At 71.1% G+C, this 21,047-nt stretch carries 19 protein-coding genes and 1 pseudogene; 12 read left to right on the top strand and 8 right to left on the bottom strand.

Annotation, left to right across the window (positions count from 1 at the left end):
- Positions 1 to 165 precede the first annotated feature (165 nt).
- Positions 166 to 951 (top strand): class E sortase, encoded by a 786-nt coding sequence (locus K4B79_RS39150; RefSeq protein WP_232032191.1) that lies wholly within the window; start codon positions 166 to 168, stop codon positions 949 to 951.
- Positions 952 to 970: 19 nt separating this feature from the next.
- Here the strand turns inward: K4B79_RS39150 and K4B79_RS39145 are convergent, their stop codons facing one another.
- A complete protein-coding gene (locus K4B79_RS39145; RefSeq protein ID WP_269464507.1) occupies positions 971 to 2,422 on the bottom strand; it encodes an MFS transporter in 1,452 nt (483 codons plus the stop codon).
- A 69-nt stretch (positions 2,423 to 2,491) separates the two neighbouring features.
- On the opposite strand from K4B79_RS39145, the gene K4B79_RS39140 reads away from it, so the two are divergent.
- The 4 genes from K4B79_RS39140 to K4B79_RS39125 all read left to right on the top strand — a co-directional run bounded on the left by K4B79_RS39140 (position 2,492) and on the right by K4B79_RS39125 (position 5,188).
- Positions 2,492 to 3,019 (top strand): winged helix-turn-helix transcriptional regulator, encoded by a 528-nt coding sequence (locus K4B79_RS39140; protein ID WP_232032189.1) that lies wholly within the window; start codon positions 2,492 to 2,494, stop codon positions 3,017 to 3,019.
- 59 nt (positions 3,020 to 3,078) lie between these two features.
- A complete protein-coding gene (locus K4B79_RS39135; protein ID WP_232032188.1) occupies positions 3,079 to 3,390 on the top strand; it encodes a DUF6412 domain-containing protein in 312 nt (103 codons plus the stop codon).
- Between the two features lie 89 nt (positions 3,391 to 3,479).
- Entirely contained in the window at positions 3,480 to 4,193 is a 714-nt protein-coding gene (locus K4B79_RS39130) for a YidC/Oxa1 family membrane protein insertase (RefSeq protein ID WP_232032187.1), read from the top strand.
- Positions 4,194 to 4,330: 137 nt separating this feature from the next.
- Positions 4,331 to 5,188: a fumarylacetoacetate hydrolase family protein gene (locus K4B79_RS39125; RefSeq protein ID WP_232032186.1), complete on the top strand. Its 858-nt coding sequence runs from the start codon at positions 4,331 to 4,333 to the stop codon at positions 5,186 to 5,188.
- A gap of 85 nt (positions 5,189 to 5,273) precedes the next feature.
- Here the strand turns inward: K4B79_RS39125 and K4B79_RS39120 are convergent, their stop codons facing one another.
- The 3 genes from K4B79_RS39120 to K4B79_RS39110 form a co-directional block, all read right to left on the bottom strand.
- Positions 5,274 to 6,140 (bottom strand): LLM class F420-dependent oxidoreductase, encoded by an 867-nt coding sequence (locus K4B79_RS39120; protein WP_232032185.1) that lies wholly within the window; start codon positions 6,138 to 6,140, stop codon positions 5,274 to 5,276.
- Positions 6,141 to 6,266: 126 nt separating this feature from the next.
- Positions 6,267 to 6,770 carry a heme-degrading domain-containing protein gene (locus K4B79_RS39115; protein ID WP_232032184.1) on the bottom strand — a complete coding sequence of 168 codons (504 nt, stop codon included), beginning with the start codon at positions 6,768 to 6,770 and terminating at the stop codon, positions 6,267 to 6,269.
- Positions 6,767 to 7,840, bottom strand: coding sequence for a Gfo/Idh/MocA family protein (locus K4B79_RS39110; RefSeq protein ID WP_232032183.1), 1,074 nt, complete (start codon positions 7,838 to 7,840; stop codon positions 6,767 to 6,769). Before K4B79_RS39110 ends, K4B79_RS39115 begins: the two co-directional genes overlap by 4 nt.
- A gap of 47 nt (positions 7,841 to 7,887) precedes the next feature.
- Between K4B79_RS39110 and K4B79_RS48860 the strand changes: the two are divergent.
- The 6 genes and pseudogenes from K4B79_RS48860 to K4B79_RS39080 form a co-directional block, all read left to right on the top strand.
- Positions 7,888 to 8,403 (top strand): annotated as a pseudogene (locus tag K4B79_RS48860) (winged helix-turn-helix transcriptional regulator); the annotation flags it as partial.
- Positions 8,392 to 9,561: an ROK family protein gene (locus K4B79_RS39100; protein ID WP_374208573.1), complete on the top strand. Its 1,170-nt coding sequence runs from the start codon at positions 8,392 to 8,394 to the stop codon at positions 9,559 to 9,561. The pseudogene K4B79_RS48860 and the gene K4B79_RS39100, both read left to right, overlap by 12 nt.
- A gap of 93 nt (positions 9,562 to 9,654) precedes the next feature.
- Entirely contained in the window at positions 9,655 to 10,446 is a 792-nt protein-coding gene (locus K4B79_RS39095; protein ID WP_232032182.1) for a hypothetical protein, read from the top strand.
- 330 nt (positions 10,447 to 10,776) lie between these two features.
- Complete coding sequence (locus K4B79_RS39090) at positions 10,777 to 11,556, top strand: HAD-IIA family hydrolase (RefSeq protein ID WP_232032181.1); 780 nt, start codon at positions 10,777 to 10,779, stop codon at positions 11,554 to 11,556.
- Positions 11,557 to 11,659: 103 nt separating this feature from the next.
- Positions 11,660 to 12,259: a hypothetical protein gene (locus tag K4B79_RS39085; protein WP_232032180.1), complete on the top strand. Its 600-nt coding sequence runs from the start codon at positions 11,660 to 11,662 to the stop codon at positions 12,257 to 12,259.
- A 6-nt stretch (positions 12,260 to 12,265) separates the two neighbouring features.
- A complete protein-coding gene (locus tag K4B79_RS39080) occupies positions 12,266 to 12,967 on the top strand; it encodes a class F sortase (RefSeq protein ID WP_232032179.1) in 702 nt (233 codons plus the stop codon).
- Between the two features lie 414 nt (positions 12,968 to 13,381).
- Here the strand turns inward: K4B79_RS39080 and K4B79_RS39075 are convergent, their stop codons facing one another.
- Positions 13,382 to 14,182 carry an ANTAR domain-containing protein gene (locus tag K4B79_RS39075; RefSeq protein ID WP_232032178.1) on the bottom strand — a complete coding sequence of 267 codons (801 nt, stop codon included), beginning with the start codon at positions 14,180 to 14,182 and terminating at the stop codon, positions 13,382 to 13,384.
- Between the two features lie 164 nt (positions 14,183 to 14,346).
- Between K4B79_RS39075 and K4B79_RS39070 the strand changes: the two genes are divergently transcribed.
- Positions 14,347 to 15,393, top strand: coding sequence for a glycoside hydrolase family 6 protein (locus K4B79_RS39070; protein WP_232032177.1), 1,047 nt, complete (start codon positions 14,347 to 14,349; stop codon positions 15,391 to 15,393).
- A gap of 131 nt (positions 15,394 to 15,524) precedes the next feature.
- Here the strand turns inward: K4B79_RS39070 and K4B79_RS39065 are convergent, their stop codons facing one another.
- The 3 genes from K4B79_RS39065 to K4B79_RS39055 all read right to left on the bottom strand — a co-directional run bounded on the left by K4B79_RS39065 (position 15,525) and on the right by K4B79_RS39055 (position 20,540).
- Complete coding sequence (locus K4B79_RS39065; protein ID WP_232032176.1) at positions 15,525 to 17,462, bottom strand: kelch motif-containing protein; 1,938 nt, start codon at positions 17,460 to 17,462, stop codon at positions 15,525 to 15,527.
- A complete protein-coding gene (locus K4B79_RS39060; protein WP_232032175.1) occupies positions 17,459 to 19,510 on the bottom strand; it encodes a glycosyltransferase family 2 protein in 2,052 nt (683 codons plus the stop codon). The genes K4B79_RS39065 and K4B79_RS39060 overlap by 4 nt, the downstream gene beginning before the upstream one ends.
- 316 nt (positions 19,511 to 19,826) lie before the next feature.
- The gene (locus tag K4B79_RS39055; protein WP_232032174.1) at positions 19,827 to 20,540 is read right to left on the bottom strand and encodes a FadR/GntR family transcriptional regulator; all 714 of its coding nucleotides are present in this window, start codon (positions 20,538 to 20,540) and stop codon (positions 19,827 to 19,829) included.
- Positions 20,541 to 21,047 lie beyond the last annotated feature (507 nt).

The raw sequence follows: 21,047 nt of genomic DNA, 5'->3' as shown, positions 1-21,047 counted from the left end.
GGTGCGTGGGCTTGTCGAGAGTTGCGACAGCCCTTTTTCAAACCTGTGTACGAAGTATCGAACGAGGCGAGTCGCGCAGGGTCGCGCAGGGTCCGTCGTCACTGCTTCTGGTGACTTGCCACCCCGCCCCTTATCGTGCGGGCGGCCCCGTCGAGGAGGCGTCGCATGCGGCATCACGTCATGCACCACGGCATACGGCGACGGCGTGCCCTGCGCCGCCGCGCACTGTGGACCGGCGGCGAACTCCTCGTCACCGTCGGGGTCCTGCTGCTGTTCCTCGTCGTCCATCAGCTGTGGTGGACCAACCGGGAGGCCAGGGAAGGGGCCCAGCGGCAGGTCGAGGCGCTGGAGCGCGAGTGGGACGACGGCGACGTCCGTACGACGGTCCCGTCCCCGTCCCCGTCCCTGTCCGCGCCCCCGAGCGGCCACTCACCGTCGTCTCCCGACACGGGCGGCCCCGGCCGGTCGGCCGCGGCACCCCGCGAGACCCCCCGCTGGTCCCAGGCGTACGCCATCCTCAGCATCCCCCGCCTGGGGCTCCGCGTCCCCGTCGCCGAAGGCGTGGGCAAGCGGGCCGTGCTCAACCAGGGGTACGTCGGTCATTACCCCGGCACCGGGCAGCCGGGCCAGGTCGGGAACTTCGCGCTCGCCGGGCACCGGAACACCCACGGCGAGCCCTTCCGGTACGTCAACCGGCTGCGGCCCCGCGACACCATCGAGGTGGAGACCGAGGACGCGGTCTACACGTACGCCGTGAGCGGGACGTTGCCGCAGACCTCGGCGCACGACACCGGCGTGATCCGCGAGATCCCGCGTTCGACGGTCCGGCCCGGCCACGGGTACACCGACCCGGGCCACTACATCACCCTCACCACCTGCACCCCGGAGTACTCGTCCAGGTACCGGCTGGTGGTGTGGGGGACGCTCGCGTCCATGCGGCCCCGGGAGTGAGACCGGGCGAAAGCCGAGTTCACGCGCGCTCCCGCAGCACCCCCACCCCCACCGCCGCCACGACCGCCAGCCCCGCCGACACCACCATCGCGACATCCGCCCCATGGGCGAGTCCGTCGCCGGTCGAGGTCGCGAGGGCGATGGTCAGCGCCACTCCCGCGCAGGAGCCGATGTAGCGGAAGGTCTGCTGGGCGCCCGAGCCCATCGCGGCCCGGCCCGCCGGGACCGACTCCACCGAGAGCAGCGGCAGCGCGGCGTTGAGCAGGCCGCTGCCCACGCCGGCCAGCACGAGGCCGGGCAGCAGCCGCCGCCACGATCCCGCGTCGAGCGCGCCCAGCATGGCCAGGACGCCCGCCGCGTGGAGGGCGAAACCGAGGGCGAGTTGGCGGCGCGGCGGTATCCGTCCCGACAGGCGCCGGGCCTGGAGGGCCACCACGAAGGACAGGCCGGACCAGAGCAGGAACAGCCAGGCCGTGTCCATCGCGGACAGGCCGAGCGTCTGCTGGAGCAGGGCCGGCAGGAAGCTGAAGAGGCCGATCACCGCGAGGCCGGTGAACAGGCCCCCGGTGGAGGAGGCGAGGAAGCGGGGGCGGCGGAGCAGGGAGAGGTCGATCATCGGGGTCGCCGTGCGGTGCTCGATCGTAGCGAACAGGGTCAGCAGGGCGGCGGAGGCCAGCAGCAACAGGCCGACCGGTGCCCGCAGCCAGCCGTCCCGGCCCAGCGTCAGCGCGGCCACCAGCGCGACCAGGGCCAGGCCGAAGGTCAGCGCGCCCCAGATGTCGGGACGTCCGCCCCGGGGCGCGCGGGACTCGGTGAGCGCGCGCACGGACAGGGCGGCGACGATCAGGGCGGCGGCGCCGAGAACGCCGTAGGACAGGCGCCAGTTCGGTATCGCGCCGGTGACGAGCGGGCCGAGTGCGATGCCGCCGCTCACGAAGGCGCCCCAGACGCCGGTCGCGCGCAGTCGGCCGGACGGTGACTGGAACGCGTGGACGATCAGGCCGAGGCTGCTCGCCAGGAGCGCCGCGCTGGCCGCGCCCTGGCTGACGCGGGCCAGGGTGAACAGCCAGGTGGACGAGGCCAGCGCACCGAGGGCCGTGGTGATGCCCAGGGCCAGGGTGCCCGTGACGAAGACCCGGCGGCGGCCGTAGTCGTCGGCCAGGGTGCCGGCGACCAGGAGGAGGGCGGCGAGGCCGAGCGGGGTGCCGTTCAGGAGCCAGGCCTGGGCGGACAGCGGGGTGTGCAGGGCGGCGGCGACGTCGGGGAGCGTGACCATCGGCGCGGTGTACGTCATCAGGGCTACGGCGGTGGCGGCGCTGGTCAGGCCGAGGGTGGCGGCGGGGCGAGCCACCGGGGGCGCCGGTTCCGGTGCCTCCGGTGCCGCCACCGCACCCGACGCACTAGGCACACTCGGCGCACCCGACGCCGCACTCCGGTCCCGTCCGATGGTTCGTCCACTGAACCTAGTCATGCGGAGTACCGTAGCAGGGTCGGTTCGGTGATTGAACCAACCGCTCGCATGCTGGCTAAGGTGGTTGTCATGGCACTGGGCAAGGACTACGTGACGCAGGAGTGCTCGATCGCCCGCGCACTGGAGATCGTCGGCGAGCGCTGGACACTCCTCGTCGTCCGCGACGCCCTCTACGGCGTCCGGCGCTACAACGACTTCCTCGTCCACCTCGGCATCCCGCGAGCCGTCCTGGCCGCCCGGCTCCAGACCCTCACGGCCGAGGGGATCCTGGAGAAGCGCCGGTACCAGGAGTCGCCGCCGCGCGACGAGTACCTCGCCACCGACCGGGCCGTCGCCCTGTGGCCGACCCTGCGCTCCCTCGGGCTGTGGGGCCGGCAGCACTTCGGCGAGGCCCCGCTGCGCTACTTCCGGCACGCCGGCTGCGGCACCGAACTCGGGCCGTACGGCGAGTGCCCCGCCTGCGGGATCGTCGTACCCGTGAAGGACGTCCTCATGGAACCCGGCCCCGGACTCGACCCGGACCCGGCGGATCCGGTCAGCCGGGCGCTGCTCAGGCCCAAGCTCCTCTTGCGGCCGATCGGGACCGATCGGGTATAACCGACGGAGGACAGAAGTCCGATGAGCGTGCGAGTGGGAGCGAGAGGGGGGAGCGGCCGATGATCCGCAGCTGGGTCAACCCGCGTCCCGCCGCCGTGCTGCTGCTCCTGGTCCTCGACATCGTCCTGCTCGACACCGGCAGCCTCTCCGCCGCCGTCGCGCTCGCCGCGACCGCCGCGGCCGGCTCCGCCTTCGCCGCGTGCTCGCTCCTCGCCTCGCGCGCCGCCCCCGCCGTACCGCCCACCCGCGTGCGTACGGCCATCCGCGACCGCGCCCGCCGCACGGCCTTCCTGCCGCAACGCGATCCCGACGCCAAGGGGCGCAGGCGCCCCCGAGCTCCCGGACACGCCCTCCCGACGACCGTCGCGTAGGGCACTCGCACCCCACTGCCCGGCCCCGCGCGGGTCGTCATGCCGCCGTTCCCTTTTCCGGCACGACGAGACCCCCGGAGGGCTCACCCATGTCCGTTTTCGCCGACCTGGTCCAGCACCTGGCCGACCTGCTCCACCCGCTGTTCGGCGCCACCGCGGCCGCCGCAGCGATCGTCCTGTTCACCGCGTTCGTACGACTGCTCGTGCATCCGCTGTCCCGGGCGGCGGCCCGTGGGCAGAAGGCCCAGGCCGAGCTGCGCCCGAAGATCGCCGAACTGCGCAAGAAGCACGGCAAGGATCCGCAGAAACTCCAGAAGGCGGTGATGGAACTGCACGCGGCGGAGAAGGTCTCGCCGGTGTCCGGCTGCCTGCCCAGTCTGTTCCAGCTGCCCGCGTTCTTCCTCCTCTACCACCTGTTCTCCAATACGACGATCGGCGGACAGGCCAACGAACTGCTCACCCACCAGCTCTTCGCGGCGCCCCTCGGAGACCGCTGGGCGGACGCCCTCGGCACCGGCGGGTTCCTCGGCGGCGCCGGGCTCGTCTACCTCGCCCTGTTCGTGATCGTCGCCACGGTGGCCTCCTTCAACTTCCGGCGCACCAAGCGGATGATGGCCACCAACCCGGCGATGCCGGTGGGGGACGGCCAGCAGGTCCCCGGGATGGGCGCGATGAGCAAGGTCATGCCGTTCATGTCCTTCTTCACGCTCTTCACCGTGGCCGTGGTGCCGCTGGCCGCCGCGCTGTACGTGGTGACCAGTACGACGTGGAGCGCGGTGGAACGGGCGGTGCTGTACCGCTGACCTCGGCACCTCAGCGGCGGCCCCGTCCAGTCCGTGAACCGGGTATTGCGGAGCGGACGCCCAGCTTGGAGGATCGACCAGTCATCCGATGGCTGCACCCGTCGGGTCGGCGCCCGCGATCGAGGGAGATAGTGACCATGAAGCTGCTGCGAGTCGGTACGGCGGGAGCGGAGACGCCCGCGCTGCTCGATGCCGAGGGAGTGCTCCGGGACCTGTCCGGCATCGTCCCGGACATCGACGGAGCGCTGCTCGCCGACGACGAGGCGCTCGGCCGGGTCCGTGCGGCCGCCGAGGCCGGTGAGCTGCCCGCGCTGGACGCCACCGGGCTGCGCGTCGGACCGCCGCTCGCACGGATCGGCAAGATCGTGTGCATCGGGCTGAACTACCACGACCACGCCCGCGAGACCGGTGCCGAGCCGCCCGCCGAGCCGGTGATCTTCTTCAAGGCCGCGGACACCGTCGTGGGGCCCCACGACACCGTGCTCATCCCCCGCAAGTCCGTGAAGACCGACTGGGAGGTCGAGCTGGCCGTCGTCATCGGGCGCACGGCCCGGTACGTGGAGTCCGCCGAGGCCGCGCTGGGGCATGTCGCCGGGTACGCCGTCTCGCACGACGTGTCCGAGCGGGAGTTCCAGATCGAGCGCGGCGGGACGTGGGACAAGGGGAAGAACTGCGAGACGTTCAACCCCCTCGGACCGTGGCTGGTCACCGCCGACGAGGTGGGCGACCCGCAGAACCTCTCCCTCAAGCTGTGGGTCAACGGCGAGCTGAAGCAGGACGGGACGACCGCGGAGCAGATCTTCGCGGTGGCGGAAGTCGTGCGGTACGTCAGCCAGTTCATGACGCTGTACCCCGGGGATGTGATCAACACGGGGACGCCGGCGGGGGTGGCGCTGGGCGAGCCCGAGCCGAAGCCGTTCCTTCGGGCCGGGGACGTTGTCGAGCTGGAGATCTCCGGGCTTGGGCGTCAGCGGCAGGAGTTCAAAGATGCCTAAGGGGCGGGGGACTGCGGTTGTTCGGCGGGTGCGCGTCCGTCGTGGCTTGTCGCGCAGTTCCCCGCGCCCCTAGGGTGCCTCCACTTCACGCCAGTAGAGATGCGAGCTTGCTCCACGCCTCCCTCGGGAGGGAGCCCCTCGTGTCGCCGTCCACGATCTGCAACGCCACGTGGTCCGCGCCCGCCTTGAGGAACTCCTCGACGCGGGCGCGGATGCGGGACTCGTCGCCCCAGGCGAAGACCGCGTCGACGAGGCGGTCGCTGCCGCCGTTCGCGACGTCGTCCTCGGTGAAGCCGTTGCGGAGGAAGTTGTTGGTGTAGTTGGGCAGGGCCAGGTACATGGCCATGTAGTCGCGGGCCACGGCGCGGGCGCGGGCCGGGTCGGATTCGAGGACGACCTTCAGCTCCGGGGCCAGCAGCGGGGCCTCGCCCAGGCGCTCGCGGGACGTGGCCGTCTGGTCGGCGGTGACCAGGTACGGGATGGAGCCGGCGGCGCGGTCCCGGGCGAGGTCGATGCTCTTGGGGCCGAGGGCGGCCAGGAGGCGGCGGTCGGCGGGGTGGCCCGCCTCGTCCAGGGCGTCCAGGTAGGAGACCAGGGCCGAGTAGGGGCGCCGGTACTGTTCGGCGAGCTTGGCGTGGCTGACGCCGAGGCCCAGGACGAAGCGGCCCGGGTGGGCGGAGTCCAGCTCGGCGACGCTCGCGGCGGTGTCGGCGGGCTCGTGCTCCCAGATGCTCTGGATGCTGGTGCCGACCGCGATCCGGGAGCTCGCCTCGATCAGCGGGGCGGCGACGGCGGCGGAGGTGTTGCCGCCGAGCCAGACGGCGCCGTATCCCAGTTCCTCCAACTCCCCGACCGCCTCGGCGAGTTCACCGAGCTGGGACGGATCCAGGCCGCGCGCCGCGCCGGTCCAGATGCCGTACCGTCCGACGGTTTCCTTCAGGGCGTCAGTCATGGGTGGGGGTTTCCCTCCGGTCGGTGTGCGTTGCGGGCGTACAGCCGTGCCAACCGGAGGGGGCCGCGAGATCTTCCCGTCAGCGCTTGAGGAACTCCTCGGCGCCCGAACGAACTCAGGAACTCCTCAGACCTTGAGGAACTCCTCCAGCGCCTCCACCACGAGCCGGTGGTCCGCCAGTTGGGGCAGTCCGCTCACCGTCACCGCGCCGACGACCCCGACGCCCTCGACGGTGATCGGGAAGGAGCCGCCGTGCGCCGCGTACTCGTCCGGGTCCAGGCGGGAGGACTCCTCGAAGGTCGAGCCCTTGGCGCGGAAACGGGCACCGACCAGGTAGGACGCGGAGCCGTAGCGCTCGACGACCCGGCGCTTGCGGGCGATCCAGGCGTCGTTGTCCGGGGCCGAGCCGGGCAGGGCGGCGTGGAAGAGCTGCTGGCCGGAGCGGTGGATGTCGATGGCGACCGGGGCCTGCCGCTCCCGGGCCAGCTCGACCAGGAGCGAGCCCAGGGCCCAGGCGTCGTCGTGGGTGAACTGCCGGAAGACCAGGCGGCGTTCCTGCGCCTCCAGCTCCTCGATCGGCGGAGTCAGCTCGGGGTGGAACTTCGGGGTCAACTCACCGCTGTGCGTCACAGCTTCACCACCACTGCGTCGTGGGCCGAACGGCGGGCCGCCTCCAGTACGTCGAGGGCGGCGGCCGCCTCCAGTGCGGTCACCGGGTTGGGACCGCCGTCGAGCAGGGCTTTCGCCACGGCCGCATAGTAAGCCGGGTAGTCGCCGGGCAGGGTCGGTTCCGGACGCCCGCCACCCGTCAGCGGGGACTCTCCGGCGCCGACCCGGCCCCACAGGGACTCCGGTTCCCGGCCCCAGTCGGCCCCGGCGCCGGGGCGCTCGCCCTCCCTCAGGGCGGCCTCCTGCGGGTCGAGGCCGTACTTGACGTAGCCGGCCTTCGAGCCCAGCACCCGGAAGCGCGGGCCGAGTTGGGCGGTCGTCGCGGAGACGTAGAGGTGGGAGCGGACGCCGCTGGTGTGCGTGATCGCGATGAAGGTGTCGTCGTCGGCCTCGGCGCCCGGGCGGCGCAGGTCCGCCTCGGCGTACACGGAGGCGGCGGGGCCGAAGAGGACCAGTGCCTGATCCACCACATGACTGCCGAGGTCGTAGAGCAGACCTCCGATCTCTGCCGGGTCGCCGGACTCGCGCCAGCCGCCCTTCGGCTGCGGGCGCCAGCGCTCGAAGCGGGACTCGAAGCGCCCTACGTCGCCCAGCTCGCCGTCGGCCAGCAGCTTGCGCAGGGTCAGGAAGTCGTTGTCCCAGCGGCGGTTCTGGAAGACGGACAGGAGCAGGCCACGGTCCTCGGCGAGGGCGGCGAGCTCGCGCGCCTCGGCGGCAGCGCCCGCGACAGGCTTGTCGACCACGACCGGCAGGCCGGCCTTGAGGAAGGCGGTGGCGAGCGGGACATGCGTCTTGTTGGGGGACGCGATCACGATCAGGTCCAGCTCTGCGGCCCGGTCCAGCAGCTCGTCCGGCGTGGCGACGGTGCGCACCGCGGGGAACTCGGCGCGGGCCTGTTCCTGCCGCTCGGGGTTCGACGTCACCACCGTGTCCAGGGCGAGGCCCTCGGTCGCGGCGATCAGCGGGGCGTGGAAGACGGAGCCGGCGAGGCCGTAGCCGACGAGGCCGACGCGGAGAGGGGTGCCAGTCATGCCCCCACTTTCGCAACGCTGTTGCCAAAGTGCAAGTACGAGGGAGAATGGCCGACGTGAACAGGACGAACGGCGGCGGCGTGAACCTGCTGGCCCTGCGCAGCCACAACACCGCGCTCGTGCTCGGCCTGCTGCGGAGAGCGGGCGCCGAGGGCATCAGCCGCCTGGAACTCGCCGAACGCACGGGACTCACCCCACAGGCCGTCAGCAAGATCACCGGGCGGTTGCGCGAGGAGGGCCTCGCCACGGAGGCCGGCCGCCGCGCCTCCACCGGCGGCAAGCCCCGCACGGTCCTACGACTCGTCCCCGACGCGGGCCACGCCATCGGCGCCCACCTCGACCGCGACGAACTACGCGTCCTCCTCGTCGACCTCGACGGCACCGTGGTGAGCGAGCGGCGCGCTCCCCTGGACCTGGGCGCGGGCGCGGAGGCCGTGGTGGGGGCGGTGGCGACGGAGATCGAGCGGTTGGTGGGGGAGTGGGTGGCGGGGAGGGGCTCCGCGGGGGCGGCCGGGGTACGTGCATTGGCTGGGGGGCGCGACTTGGCGGGGGTGCCAGGGCCGGCTGGAGGTCCCAAGACGGCCGGGGTGTCTGGCTCGGCGGGGGTGTCAGGGCTGGCCGGAGGTCCCAAGACGGCCGGGGTGTCTGGCTCGGCGGGGGTGTCAGGGCTGGCCGGAGGTCCCAAGACGGCCGGGGTGTCTGGCTCGGCGGGGGTGCCAGGGCCGGCCGGAGGTCCTGAGTCGGCCGGAGGTCCCGGCCTGGACGGGGTGCCCGACGCGGCAGGGGTGTCAGAGCCAGCCGGAGCTCATGAGTCGGCCGGAGTCCCCGAGCCGAACAACGTTCGCGACCGGGCCGGAACTCCCGACCCGGCAGGGGTGTCAGAGCTGACCGGATCCCCCGCCCGGGCAGGGGTGTCAAGGCCGGCCGGAGTCCCCGATCCGGTAGAGATGGCAGAGCCGACCGGAGTCCCCGCCCCGGACAGAGCGCCCTCCTCGGCGGGGGTGCCAGGGCCGACTGGTGTCCCCGAGTCGGCCGGAGTCCCCGACCCGGCGGAGGCGCCAGGGCTGGATGCCCTCCTGGGCGTAGGTGTCGCCCTCCCCGGTCCTCTCGATCATGCCCGGGGGATCCTGCACCGGGTGACCGGGTTCCCCGAGTGGGACGGGTTCCCGTTGCGGGCCGCGTTGGAGCGGCGGCTGGGGGTGCCGGTGGTGGTGGACAAGGACACCAACGCGGCGGCGCTGGGACTGGCCGTGTCGGGGGAGGGCGGCCCCGGCGGATCGTTCGCCTACCTGCATCTCGGTACCGGGCTCGGTGCCGGACTCGTGATCGGCGGAGCCGTGCACCGGGGTGCCCGGACCGGCGCGGGGGAGTTCGGGCACCAGGTCATCCAGCTGGACGGGCCGCCGTGCGGCTGCGGGAACCGGGGATGCGTGGAGGCGCTGTGCCTCGGGGCCGTGGCCCGGGGCGAGGCGGCGGAGGCGGCCCGCGTACTCGGCGAGGGGGCCGCGAACCTCGTGGGCCTGCTGGACATCGACCTGGTGCTGCTAGGCGGCCGCACGGTCCTGGCGGACCCCGAGACGTTCCTACGAGGAGTCTCCACGGTGATCGACGGACGGGCCCGGAGCGAGGCGGCCGTACCGGTGCGGATCGCCCCCGGCGGGGTCGCGGAGGGCGCGGCCCAGTTGCTGCTGGCGCCGCTGTTCGGGCAGGCCGACGGCTGACAGCCCGGTGTCTGCGCTGATCGAGCGGACTTGCCCGGCCGTACGGAGCGGCGCCGCCCGAAGGGCCCACACACCCGGCATGGTCATGTGTTCATGCGACTGCCCAAGCCCGCCTCTCTCCGCCCCCACCTCCGTCTCCGCCCCTGCCTCCGCCCCTGTCTAGCGGCGGCCACCGCACTCGCACTCGCCCCCACACCGGCACAAGCCCACTCCAGCCCCTCCTCCATCTCCTCCCCCTGCGCCGCGTCCGGCGAGCGCGGCTTCCCGCTCACCACCCGTGTCCACGGCGGCCCGAACGCCTATGAGGCAGGCGGCGGATACGGCACCTGGTATCTGGACCTCACCAACAAAACCACCCGGACCTGCGGAAACATCCACCCAGTGATCGTCCTGGTGGACGGCGAGCGGGCGCTCGGACCCGCCCAGCCCCGGCTGGAGTTCTACGAAGGGGACGGGGACGGGGACCGCCCGCACCCGGTCCGCTTCGAGCAGACTGACGCCGACGAACTGGTCGGCGTCCTCGCCGACGAGCGCGGCGGCTTCCCCGGCTTCACCGTCGGCCCCGGCCGGACGCTCACCGTGAAGGTGCGCCTGGCGATCACTTCGGACGCCGTGGCCAACGAGGTCACCGCCAACGCGGCCGTCGTACAACGACAGGACGACGACGGCGAATGGGTGGGGCAGTCGAACGACTACCGGTTCACCATCGAAGCCGACCCCGCCCCGAGTTCCGCCCCCGACCCCGACGCCCCGGACGGCCGCGCCTTCGCCGACGAACTGGCCCGCGCAGGCGTCGGCCCCACCGGCGCCGCCCTCACCGCGGCCGCCCTCCTCCTGGTCACCGGTGCCGCCCTCCTGCTGACCCGCAGTCGCCGTAGGCCATGAGGCACATCCGGGCCGTGGGCGAACAGCCGCCCACGGCGGTGAGGGGACGGGGCGGGGGGTGTCCGCCCGCAGCGGCCGGCGTCCGACACGCAGCACTACCCGGAAAAAGAGAACCGCCGGACCGAGGACGGACACCCCCCGCCCCGGCCCCGACCCACAACGCACCCTTGGGCGCTACGCGCACCCCCACCGAAGCCGCACAGCGCGCCGCAGGCATCGCACCGCCGCACCCACCCCACCCCGAACCGGCCATTCCCCCAAGATCCGGCCACTGTCTAGGCTGGGGCCCACGCAGCAACGCGTACATGCGTACGGCAGGAGATCCCGCACATGGCAGAACGCAGGCCCATCGAGTCGTGGCTCACCGACATGGACGGTGTGCTCATCCACGAGGGCGTACCGATCCCCGGCGCCGACGCCTTCCTGAAGAAGCTGCGCGAGTCCGGCAGGCCCTTCCTGGTCCTCACCAACAACTCGATCTACACCCCGCGCGACCTGCACGCCCGGCTGCGCCGCATGGGCCTGGACGTGCCGGTCGAGTCGATCTGGACCTCGGCGCTGGCCACCGCCCAGTTCCTGGACGACCAGCGGCCGGGCGGATCGGCGTACGTCATCGGCGAGGCCGGCCTGACGACCGCGCTGCACGACATCGGCTACATCCTCACCGACCACGAGCCGGACTACGTCGTCCTCGGCGAGACAAGGACGTACTCCTTCGAGGCCATGACCAAGGCGGTACGGCTGATCGAGGGCGGCGCCCGCTTCATCGCCACCAACCCCGACGAGACCGGCCCCTCCGCCGAGGGCCCGCTGCCCGCGACCGGCGCCGTCGCCGCGCTGATCACCAAGGCGACCGGCAGGCGCCCCTACTTCGCGGGCAAGCCGAACCCGCTGATGATGCGGACCGGCCTGAACGCGATCGGCGCCCACTCCGAGACCAGCGCCATGATCGGCGACCGGATGGACACCGACGTCCTCGCGGGCATGGAGGCCGGCATGCAGACGTTCCTGGTGCTCACCGGGCTGACCCGGCCGGACCAGGTCGAGGACTTCCCGTACCGGCCCTCCAAGATCGTGGACTCGATCGCGGACCTGGTCGACCGGATCTGAAACCCGCCGGGGCCCGAACACGACCCGTACGGAGCAGCGCGGTCCCGCTGGGGATGCGGGGCCGCCGCCCGAGAGGGACGCTCCAGACATCTGGAGGTTCACGATGGGTTCCCTACGCCTCACTCTCTGTGCCACTGCCCTGACCGTCACCGCCTTCACTCCGGCAGCCCTCATCCAGGCCGCCCTCACCCCGGCCGCCCACGCGGCGGACGGCGGCAGCGTCTCGGTCACCCCGTCGTCCCCCGCCCCCGGCGCCGAGGTCGCGCTGCGGGTGAGCGGCTGCACCGGGAGGACCGCCACCGCCGCGTCGGCCGCGTTCGTCGCGGACGCCCGGCTCACCGGCGGCGGCGCCGACGGCACGCTCGCCGGCCAGACCCAGGTCCGCTCCTCGATCGAACCCGGCTCCTACGACGTGAAGATCACCTGCGTCGACTTCGAGGTCAAGGGCACGATCACCGTAGGTACCGACAAACCGGGCAAGCAGAACGAGCCCCGCCCCAACGCCCCCACCACCCCCGCCTCACCGATCGCCCCCGTGCTCGCCGGAGGCGGCGGCACCGCCCGCCTCGCCGCGGCGGACACCGCCGACGCCCGCCCGACCGGGCCCGGCACGGGGCACACCGTGACCGGACTCGTCCTGGCCGGGGTCGCCGCGCTGGCCGTCGTGCTGCTCGGCAGCCGCCGGAGCCGCAGGACGGACTGACCCGCCATGCCGGACCAGGAACGCTTCTCCGATCCCTCGCACCCGGCCGACCGGGAACGCGCCTCCGGCACCGGCCGGCTGTTGACCGGGCTCGCCTGGGCGGTCCTGCTGCTCGGCCTGTGGCTGTGGGGGCGCGAGGTGACCGACGTACGCCACGGGATATCCGCGCCCACCACCGGGGACATGGCCGCGGTGGGACGGCCGCCAGAGGTCGAGCTGCCGCCGGCGCACCGCCCGCTCGGCGCCGCGCTGCCGCAACGCCTCGACATCCCCCGCCTGGGCGTGCAGGCACCGGTGGTGGCCCGCGGCCTCGACGGCCGGGGCGCGATCGACCCGCCGCCCTACGACCAGGCAGGGGTGGTCGGCTGGTACGCGGCCGGCGCGACGCCGGGCGCGGCCGGGACCGCGCTGATGGTGGGACACGTCGACACCGAGACCCGGCCCGCCGTCTTCTACAAGATCAGCGCGATGAAGCCCGGCGAGACGGTCCGGGTGATCCGGGACGACGGCAGGGTCGCCGAGTTCACCGTCGACGCCGTCCAGGTTCTCACCCGGGACCGCTTCGACGCCCGGCAGGCGTACGGACCCCGGGAGACCGGCCGGGCGGAACTGCGGCTGATCACCTGCGGCGGCACCTTCGACCCGGCGAGCCGCAGCTACACGGCGAACGTGATCGTCTCGGCGTATCTCACCGGCAGCGGCCTGTGACCACCCTCGGGACGGGCGGGCCACCTGGCCCGGTCGGCGACCCGCTCCCCCCGAAGCCGCCGACCGGGCTGGTCCTCAACCGCGCGCGCACGGGCTGCGGGAGTAACCCGGCGACCGGCGCGGGAGGCTTGGAAAACCACGGTGGGTGAATGCTTGGCCGGGGGCTGGGGCCGCATGAGAAGACTTTAGAACGAATGAGCGTCCGGGCCTAGAGGGCAATGGACGCCAAGTCCCGGACCGGTGGCTCTCCGTCATCCACGCAGGTCGTCGACTGTGCGCGGTGCGGATGCCCGGTCGTCTGCGACACGGGTGGCGACCGGTCCACGCCCCCGATGACCGACGGACCGCGGTACGAAAACCCCACGCGCCCCACGCACCCCACGCACCCCGCGACCGCACCCCTACGGCGTACCGCTACGGCGTTCCGCCCCGCGAGTCGGGCGGCGGGCCCAGCGGGCCCTCGGCCTCTCGGCGCATGGCGGCGTCGTCCGCCGTGCCCCCGATGACCGCGCTGGCGACCCGGTCCAGCGGCAGCCGGTGCCGGCGGGCGTACTGCCGCAGCGCGACGAACGCCTGGTCGGCGCCGACCCGCCAGCGCTCGGCGAGCATGCCCTTGGCCTGTTCGATACGGACTCTGCTGGACAGGGCTTGCCGCAACTGCCCGGACAGGGTGAGCGTCCGGTCGTAGGTGCGGTGGTTCTGCAGACCGAGCGCGGCGGCGTCGGCGAAGGCCTGGGCCACCAGCATCTCCGGGGCCGAGTCGCCCGGCGGGTCGGTGGCGGGCAGGGTCGGCACGAACACGTTGAGAGCGCCGAGCAGGGTCTCGCGGCAGCGCAGCGGCACCGCGTAGGTCGCCGCGATGTCGTGCCGGAGCGCCCGCTCGGTGAAGGTGGGCCAGCGGGCGCCCGCGTGGGCGGTGCGGATGGAGACGGGCGGTACCGGCCGCCCGGAGCCGTAGCTGTCCAGACAGGGCCCGCCGCCGTGCTGCGCCTCCAGCAGATCGAGTGCCACGCGCTGGTCCCGGCTGCTGGCCGCCATGGACACCGCGCGGTTCCCCTCGATCAGCATCACCCCGGCGGTGCGGGCGGTCAGCAGCTCCACACAGTTGTCGGACACCCGTTCCAAGTACTGGGTGGCGTCGAAACCGTCGACGAGTGTGTCGGCCGCTTCCACCAGTGCCGCCGCCAGCTGGATCTCCCTGGTGGTGTACTGCATGCCCGAGCACTCCCCTTCCGGTGACGAGCGCCTCGTACAGGCGCGCGGTTACCCCGACGATCGTGGCTGTAACAGGTATCGGACAAGGCTTGGACGACCTCGTGGGCGGCGCGACGGGTGTGTCAGGATTGAGACTTGGAACGGTGCACCCAAGGGGGAGTTGGATGTACGTCAGCAGGGGGGCCAGGAGGGTTTCCCGCACGAGGGCTTCCGCGGTGGTGCTGGGGGCGGCACTGCTGATCGCGGGATGTTCCTCGTCGGGGGACGGCGAGAAGAGCAAGGAGAGTGAGGGGGCCGACGCCGGAGCGGGCATCACCCAACAACCCAAGGGGACCGACCCGTTCTGGGTCAACCCGGACGGCAACGCGGCCAAGCAGGTGGTGGCCTACGAGAAAGCCGGCAAGAAGCAGGAAGCCGAGCAGATCCGCAAGATCGCCGAACAGCCGACCGCCGAGTGGATCGTCCCGGAGAACTCCGAGGAGCAGGCCCGCGGTTACACCGAGGCGGCGGCCAAGGCCGACCGTGACGCCCTGCTCGTCGTCTACAACATCCCGCACCGCGACTGCGGCCAGTTCTCGGGCGGCGGCGCCGCCGACGGCAACGCCTACCGCTCCTTCATCGACGGCCTGGCCAAGGGCATCGGCGACCGCCCCGCCACGGTGATCCTGGAACCGGACGCCGTGCTCCACATGGTCGACAACTGCACACCGGAGGAGTTCCACGAGGAGCGCTACAACCTGCTCAAGGGCGCCGTCGAGAAGCTCAAGTCCCTGAAGAACACCAAGGTCTACCTGGACGCGGGCAACGCCGGCTGGGGCAAACCCGACGACATCTCCGAGCCCCTCCAGCGCGCCGGCGTCGACCAGGCCGACGGCTTCTCGGTGAACGTCTCCAACTTCTACTCCACCGAGGACTCCATCGCCTACGGCAAGGAACTCTCCGCCAAGGTCGGCAACAAACCCTTCGTCATCGACACCAGCCGCAACGGCAACGGCCCCTACGAAGAGGGCAACCCCGACGAACGCTGGTGCAACCCGCCCGGTAGGGCCCTGGGTGAGCCCCCGACGACGAAGACAGCGGACCCCCTGGTCGACGCCTACGTCTGGGTCAAGCGCCCCGGAGAGTCGGACGGCGAATGCAAGGGCGGCCCGAAGGCGGGCGAGTGGTGGCCGGAGTACGCCTTGAAACTGGCGCGAGGATCAGACACCTAGGGGCGCGGGAGTAGCGGCGCCTTCCAGACAAAGGCAATCCCCGCGCCCCTCAGGGGCGCGGGGCTGTGTTGATTTGCGGCTCCGCCGCGCGGGCGCGACCAGCCACAACGGACCCGCGGACGCCGATGCAGCTAAGGAACCCTCACCCACTGCGCCTTACTGGGCGTCCCCTGATCGTCATCCACGAACAGCATGTACCACCCCGACTGCACCAGATTCCGATTCTTCGGCACCGTCACCGTGATCTTGTCCCCGGACGCCTTGAAGTCCAGCGCGATCGACCGCTGATCCACGTCCGTGACATGCGTGGCCGCACTCGGCCGAATCAACCGCACCTTCTTGATCGACGAGGCATGCTGCGAGCTGAACGTCCCCGAAGCCCCCCGAGCAATCGTCTCCGGCCCCCCGGACAACGACGGCTGAGCCCCTCGGTAGAGATACGGCGGCGTGTAGATCTCGATCCGCTGCTCGAACGTCCCCGGCTTCGTGTTCGCCTTGTCCCCGTACAGGGAGTCCGACCCGAAGAACATCACCCGCCCGTCGGGCAGCAGGATCGACCCGGAGTGGTAGTTCCGCCCGACCAGCGGATCGGCGACCCGCTCGAATCCGTTGGTCGCCGGGTCGTACAGCCGCGCCTGGAGGATGTTGGAGTCGCTGCGCCCGCGGTAGTCCTCCGAACCGCCGGACACCAGTACGGAGTCGTCGGGCAGGATCGAGGCCTGCGGATACCGTGTGCCCTTCTCCAGGCTGGGCCCGTCCACGAACTTCGGGTCGTCCGCCTTCAGGTCGATGATCCGGGTCTTCTCGCTGGACTGCTGGGACTCGCCGACCCCGCCACCGCCGATCACCATGTACTTCTCGTCCTGCGCCGGAGGCAGCAGCACGGTCCCGGAGGTCTCCAGCAGCTTGGGGTCGCTCAGCCCGGGGACCTTGGTGAACTTGTTGCTCTCCACGTCCCAGACGCCCGGATCACGGCCCACGTCGTCCGGCCCGTAGCCCGCGTTGGACCCCGAGTAGAAGATCTTGCCGTTCTGCATGAGGAACAGCGCGGGGTAGGTCGGGAACTGCCGGATCTTCTCCGTGTACGTCCACTTCTTGGTCTCGGGGTCGAAGACCTCGTTCTTGCCCGGCACCAGCTGTCCGATGTCGTCGAGCCCGGAGACGCTGAGGATCTTGCCGTCGCTCAGGGTGGTGAGCGTCGGATACCAGCGGGCCTCCTTCATCGGGTCGACCTTGATGTACTTCTCGGCGATGGGATCGAACTCGAAGGCGTCCCGGATCCCCTGGAAGTCCTTCTTGTCGAGGGCGAGCTTCTGCGCGATGCCGTAGGTGTTCTTGGTGTCGGCGCCGGACAGCCCCTGGACGGAGTAGTTGTCCTGCGTGCCCGTCTCGTACTTGGTGCCGCTCTTCGCCGCCTCGACGTAGATACGGCCGAGCCCCGGCTCGTTGCCGAGGAACTTGCCGGTCTGCTTGTCGAACTTCTTCGTCGCGCGCTCGACGGTGACCGGGTCCTTGGAGATGAAGGTCTTGCCGTTCTCCTTGCCGGTGAACCTGGTGCCCGCGGGCAGCGTGATCGGCTTGTCCGGGTTCTCGTTGTGGACGACCATCAGGCCGCCGGCCTTGGTGACGTCACCCTTGAGCTTCTCGTACCGCTTGGTGCCGCCCGCGATCAGCAGGTTGCCGTTGGCCAGCTGGGTGTGGCCGGTGCAGAACAGGTCCTTGGGCGTCGGCACCTTCTTGATGGTGCCCTTGACCGGGTCCCAGATCCGGGTGTCGAACTTCTTGTCGTCGAAGTTGTCCTGGTTGTTGCCGGACCCCGCGACGAGCAGCACCTTTCCGGTGCGCAGCAGCGCCGCGTGGATGGTGTTCTGCCGGTACTCCTCGGGGAACTCGACGATGTCCCACTTGCCGTTCTCGGCTTTGTACTCCGGCTTGTTGATTTGGTACTGGTGGTATTTCTCGGTCCCGAAGCGGTACAGCCACGGGCCGTTCATCCCGGCCAGCGCGAGCACCACCGCCGTGCCGATCACGAGTCGACGGGCGCGGCGGCGGCCTGCACGGTCGTTCATTCCTTACGTCCCCCAAGTCCACCAAGGGCGATCTGCATGGTCTGGTCCCCCGTGCTCCCCGTGCTCCCCGTACCGCCCGAGGTGTTCGAGGCGGCGGCCCAGCTCGGCTTGTGCTGCGGAGCGTGCTGGGCCGGGGTGCGCTGCGTGGGCAGCGGCTGCGGCTCGTAGGGGCCCGCGGGGCCCGCGTGGGCCGCGGGGCCCGCGGGTGCCGCCGGTGCCGCTTCCCGCGGTTCCTGCGCGGGCGCGGCGGGCGCGGAGGACTTCTTCCGCTCCTGGCGCAGCATGTGGCGCCAGGCGAAGATCGGCGTGGCGGTGATCAGGGTGGCGAAGGTCGCCCAGATGATCATCGCGGGGTGGGAGTGTCCGAAGACGAAGCCGGCGGCGATCGAGGCGCCGAAGATCAGGATGAAGTACCAGTGGTAGCGGAAGGTCCCGAACCAGCGGTCGGGGCTGGCGGAGTCGCCCTTGGGCGTGACCACGAACTTGCTCTTGCGGCGCAGCATCGAGTCGATCAGCGCCTTGGCGTACAGCGGCGCGGACAGCGCGGACATCACCATGCCGGCCACACCGCCGGAGCCCTCCGGCTCGTGCGGGGAGACGTTGTGGCGGCGGTTCCAGACGTAGAGGCCGATCTGGAGCGCGGAGGCGTTGCCGTAGAGCATCAGCCACACGGTCGGGTCGATGTTCACACCCGAGGCGCCCAGGCCCAGGAACAGCGCGCAGCTCAGTGCGGCGAGGATCCAGTTGAGGGCGGACATCGGGTAGAAGATGATCATCATCGTGTAGTTGAAGAGCTTGCTCGGCGGCAGCGAGTACCAGCCCTTCCAGTACTGCTTGAGGATCGTCTCGTACGTCCCTCGCGACCAGCGCATCTGCTGGGTGAAGAAGTCCGTCCAGGCACTGGGACCCTCACCGACCGCGAGCACGTCCGGGGTGTAGACCGAGCGCCACTTCTTGCCCGTCGCCGGGTTCTTGTGACGGTGGATCTCGAACCCGGTGGCCATGTCCTCGGTGATCGAGTCGTACAGGCCGCCGATCTGCTTGAGCGCCTTGATGCGTACGGCGTTGGAGGTGCCCACGAACATCGGGGAGCCGTACTTGTTGCCGGCCCGCTGGATCAGCGCGTGGAACAGGAACTGCTGCGACTCGGCGGCCTTGGTGACGAAGTTGTCGTAGTTGCCGTAGACCTGCGGGCCGATGACGAAGCCGATGTTCGGGTCGCGGAAGAAGCCGAGCATCCGCTCCAGGTAGTTGGGCAGCGGCACGTGGTCGGTGTCGACCGAGGCGAAGAAGTCGTAGTGGTCGCCGTGCGCGTCCAGCCAGGCGTTGTAGTTGCCGTGCTTGGTCTTGGCGCGGTGCGGGCCCTTGGCCTGATTCCACTTCGCGACGCCCTTGCGTGAGAAGTGGTGCACGCCGAGGCGCGCGCAGACCGCCTTCACCTCGGGGTCGTCGCCCTCGTCGAGGAGCCAGACATGCATGAGGCCGCGGTGGCGGATCTTCACCGCGGCTTCCAGGGTCTTCGTCACCATCTCCAGCGGCTCCTTGCCGGGCACGAAGGAGGTGAGGAAGGCCACTCTGGTGCCGGTCTCGGGCACCACCGGGATCGGGTCGCGGGCGACCAGCGTGGCGTGCGCGTTCGACAGCACGTTCATGCAGCGGAAGAACTCGATCAGACCGATCGCCACGAGCATCACGATGTCGAGCGCGGGCAGCCAGGCGAAGGCCGGGTAGTCGCGCTCGGTCCAGTGCTCGGGCTGCAGCAGCCAGGCCAGCAGCACCAGCGACAGCAGGGGCGCGGCGGCGAGCATCAGCGCCACTCTGATGCGGTGCGGCTCCTGCGAGATCAGGGAGCGGTACTGGACTCTGTACGGCTTGCCCGGATCGGGCTGGGTCAGGGGGCCGGCCAGACGACTGTAGTGCTCGTAGTCGTACTTGGGCAGCGTCTTCTTGATCCGACGGAACGCACCGGTCCGATGTGAAGGCACCCTGAGCTGGGTGGTCTGTGACGGGTCGTAGTTCTGCCGGGCGCCCGTCGGCGTCGACGTCATGAGTCATCCCCCCACACGCACGTCACTGCGTGTTGTGTCGTTACTTTACGGCTGCTCGGGTCCCCCTAGACCCTTCACAGTCGTATCAGCGGTGGGCCACAGTCACCACATCGTCCACACGCATGGACACAGAACTGCGACCTTCCGGTTGCATGATGCCCCCCTCGGCATCACCTCGGAAACGGGGCCCCCTTTTCCCCGCAACACCGGCAACCGGCTCCTTGCCCCCCAAGTGCCGTGTATACGCAGCATCTTGAAAACCAGGGTTCTACGGTGTTCATCATGATCGCAAGATGCGAAACGCGGTGTTTACCGGTCATACGCGTTCAATGTGGCCCCTGTGGGGACCTTGTGGAGTCGTTGTGGACAGCCGGGTGCGGATGTTGCCGAAGTGCTGCCTTATGGCTTCTTCCGCCCCAGCGGCGTCGCCGGACCGCACCGCGTCCAGAATGTCCCGGTGCTGGCGGCACGTGACCCGCGGATCCTGGGCCACACCCCCGAGGTCCGCGCGTACGCGGTGGAAGGCGTCCCAGAACGCCTCCAGCACCTCGCTCAGCAGCACGTTGTCCAGTCCTCGGTAGAGAGTGGCGTGAAACGCCCGGTCGGTCTCGGCGAGGCCCACCCCTTCGTCGGCCTCCCGTTCCATACGGCCCACGAGCACGTCCAGTTCAATCAGATCCGCCTCCGGCATCCGCCCCGCGAGCCGGGAGATCAGTCCGGTCTCCACCGCCTCGCGCAGTTCCAGCAGCTGGAGCAGCGAGTCCTCGCCGCGGTGGTGCCCGGCGACCGTCCGGAAGACCAGGCCCTCGATCATCGGCGCCATGGACATCGGACCGACGTACGTCCCGAAGCCGTGCCGGATCTCCACGATGCCCATCGCCTGGAGCGCCTTCAACGCCTCCCGCACCGAGTTCCGGCTCGCCCCGAGCAACTCCATCAGCTCCGGCTCCGTCGGCAGCGGATCCCCGGACCCCAGCCGCCGATCCAGCACCAGCCTCTTGATCCGCTCCTGGAGATCCCGCGCCACCATGACCAGAGCGTATCCGGCCAATCAGGAGAACCCACCCTCTGCGGATACGCGAAAGCCCCGGCACCGGGCGGCCCGCCCGGCTCGGCTTCGCGCCGACGGTGACCGGGGCGCCGGGAGCGTGGGGGTGTGGGTGGCGGAGCCCCCGCAACGCGCGGCGCGGCCGCGCGGAAACGACGATGGCGAGGCCGGTTCGCGCTTTCCGCGGACACGCCTCGCCATCGACATCGTGCGCCGCCAGGGACTCGAACCCCGGACCCGCTGATGCTGCATTTCCCGGGGGGCAACCCCCGGACCCCCGGCCGCCTCTGCGGCACCGGGAAGCACTCGCGCCCATGGCGAAGGCCCCCCGCACTTGCGAGGGGCCTTACCTGTCTGTGCGTCGCCAGGGACTCGAACCCCGGACCCGCTGATGCTGCATTTCCCGGGGGCAACCCCCGGACCCCCGGCCGCCTCTGCGGCACCGGGAAGCACTCGCGCCCATGGCGAAGGCCCCCCGCACTTGCGAGG

It is taken from the genome of Streptomyces lincolnensis (assembly GCF_021173675.1).
Classification (GTDB): Bacteria; Actinomycetota; Actinomycetes; order Streptomycetales; family Streptomycetaceae; genus Streptomyces; species Streptomyces lincolnensis_B.
The sequence above is the reverse complement of the archived record's forward strand: the minus strand, read 5'-3'. Positions and strand labels throughout refer to the sequence as shown.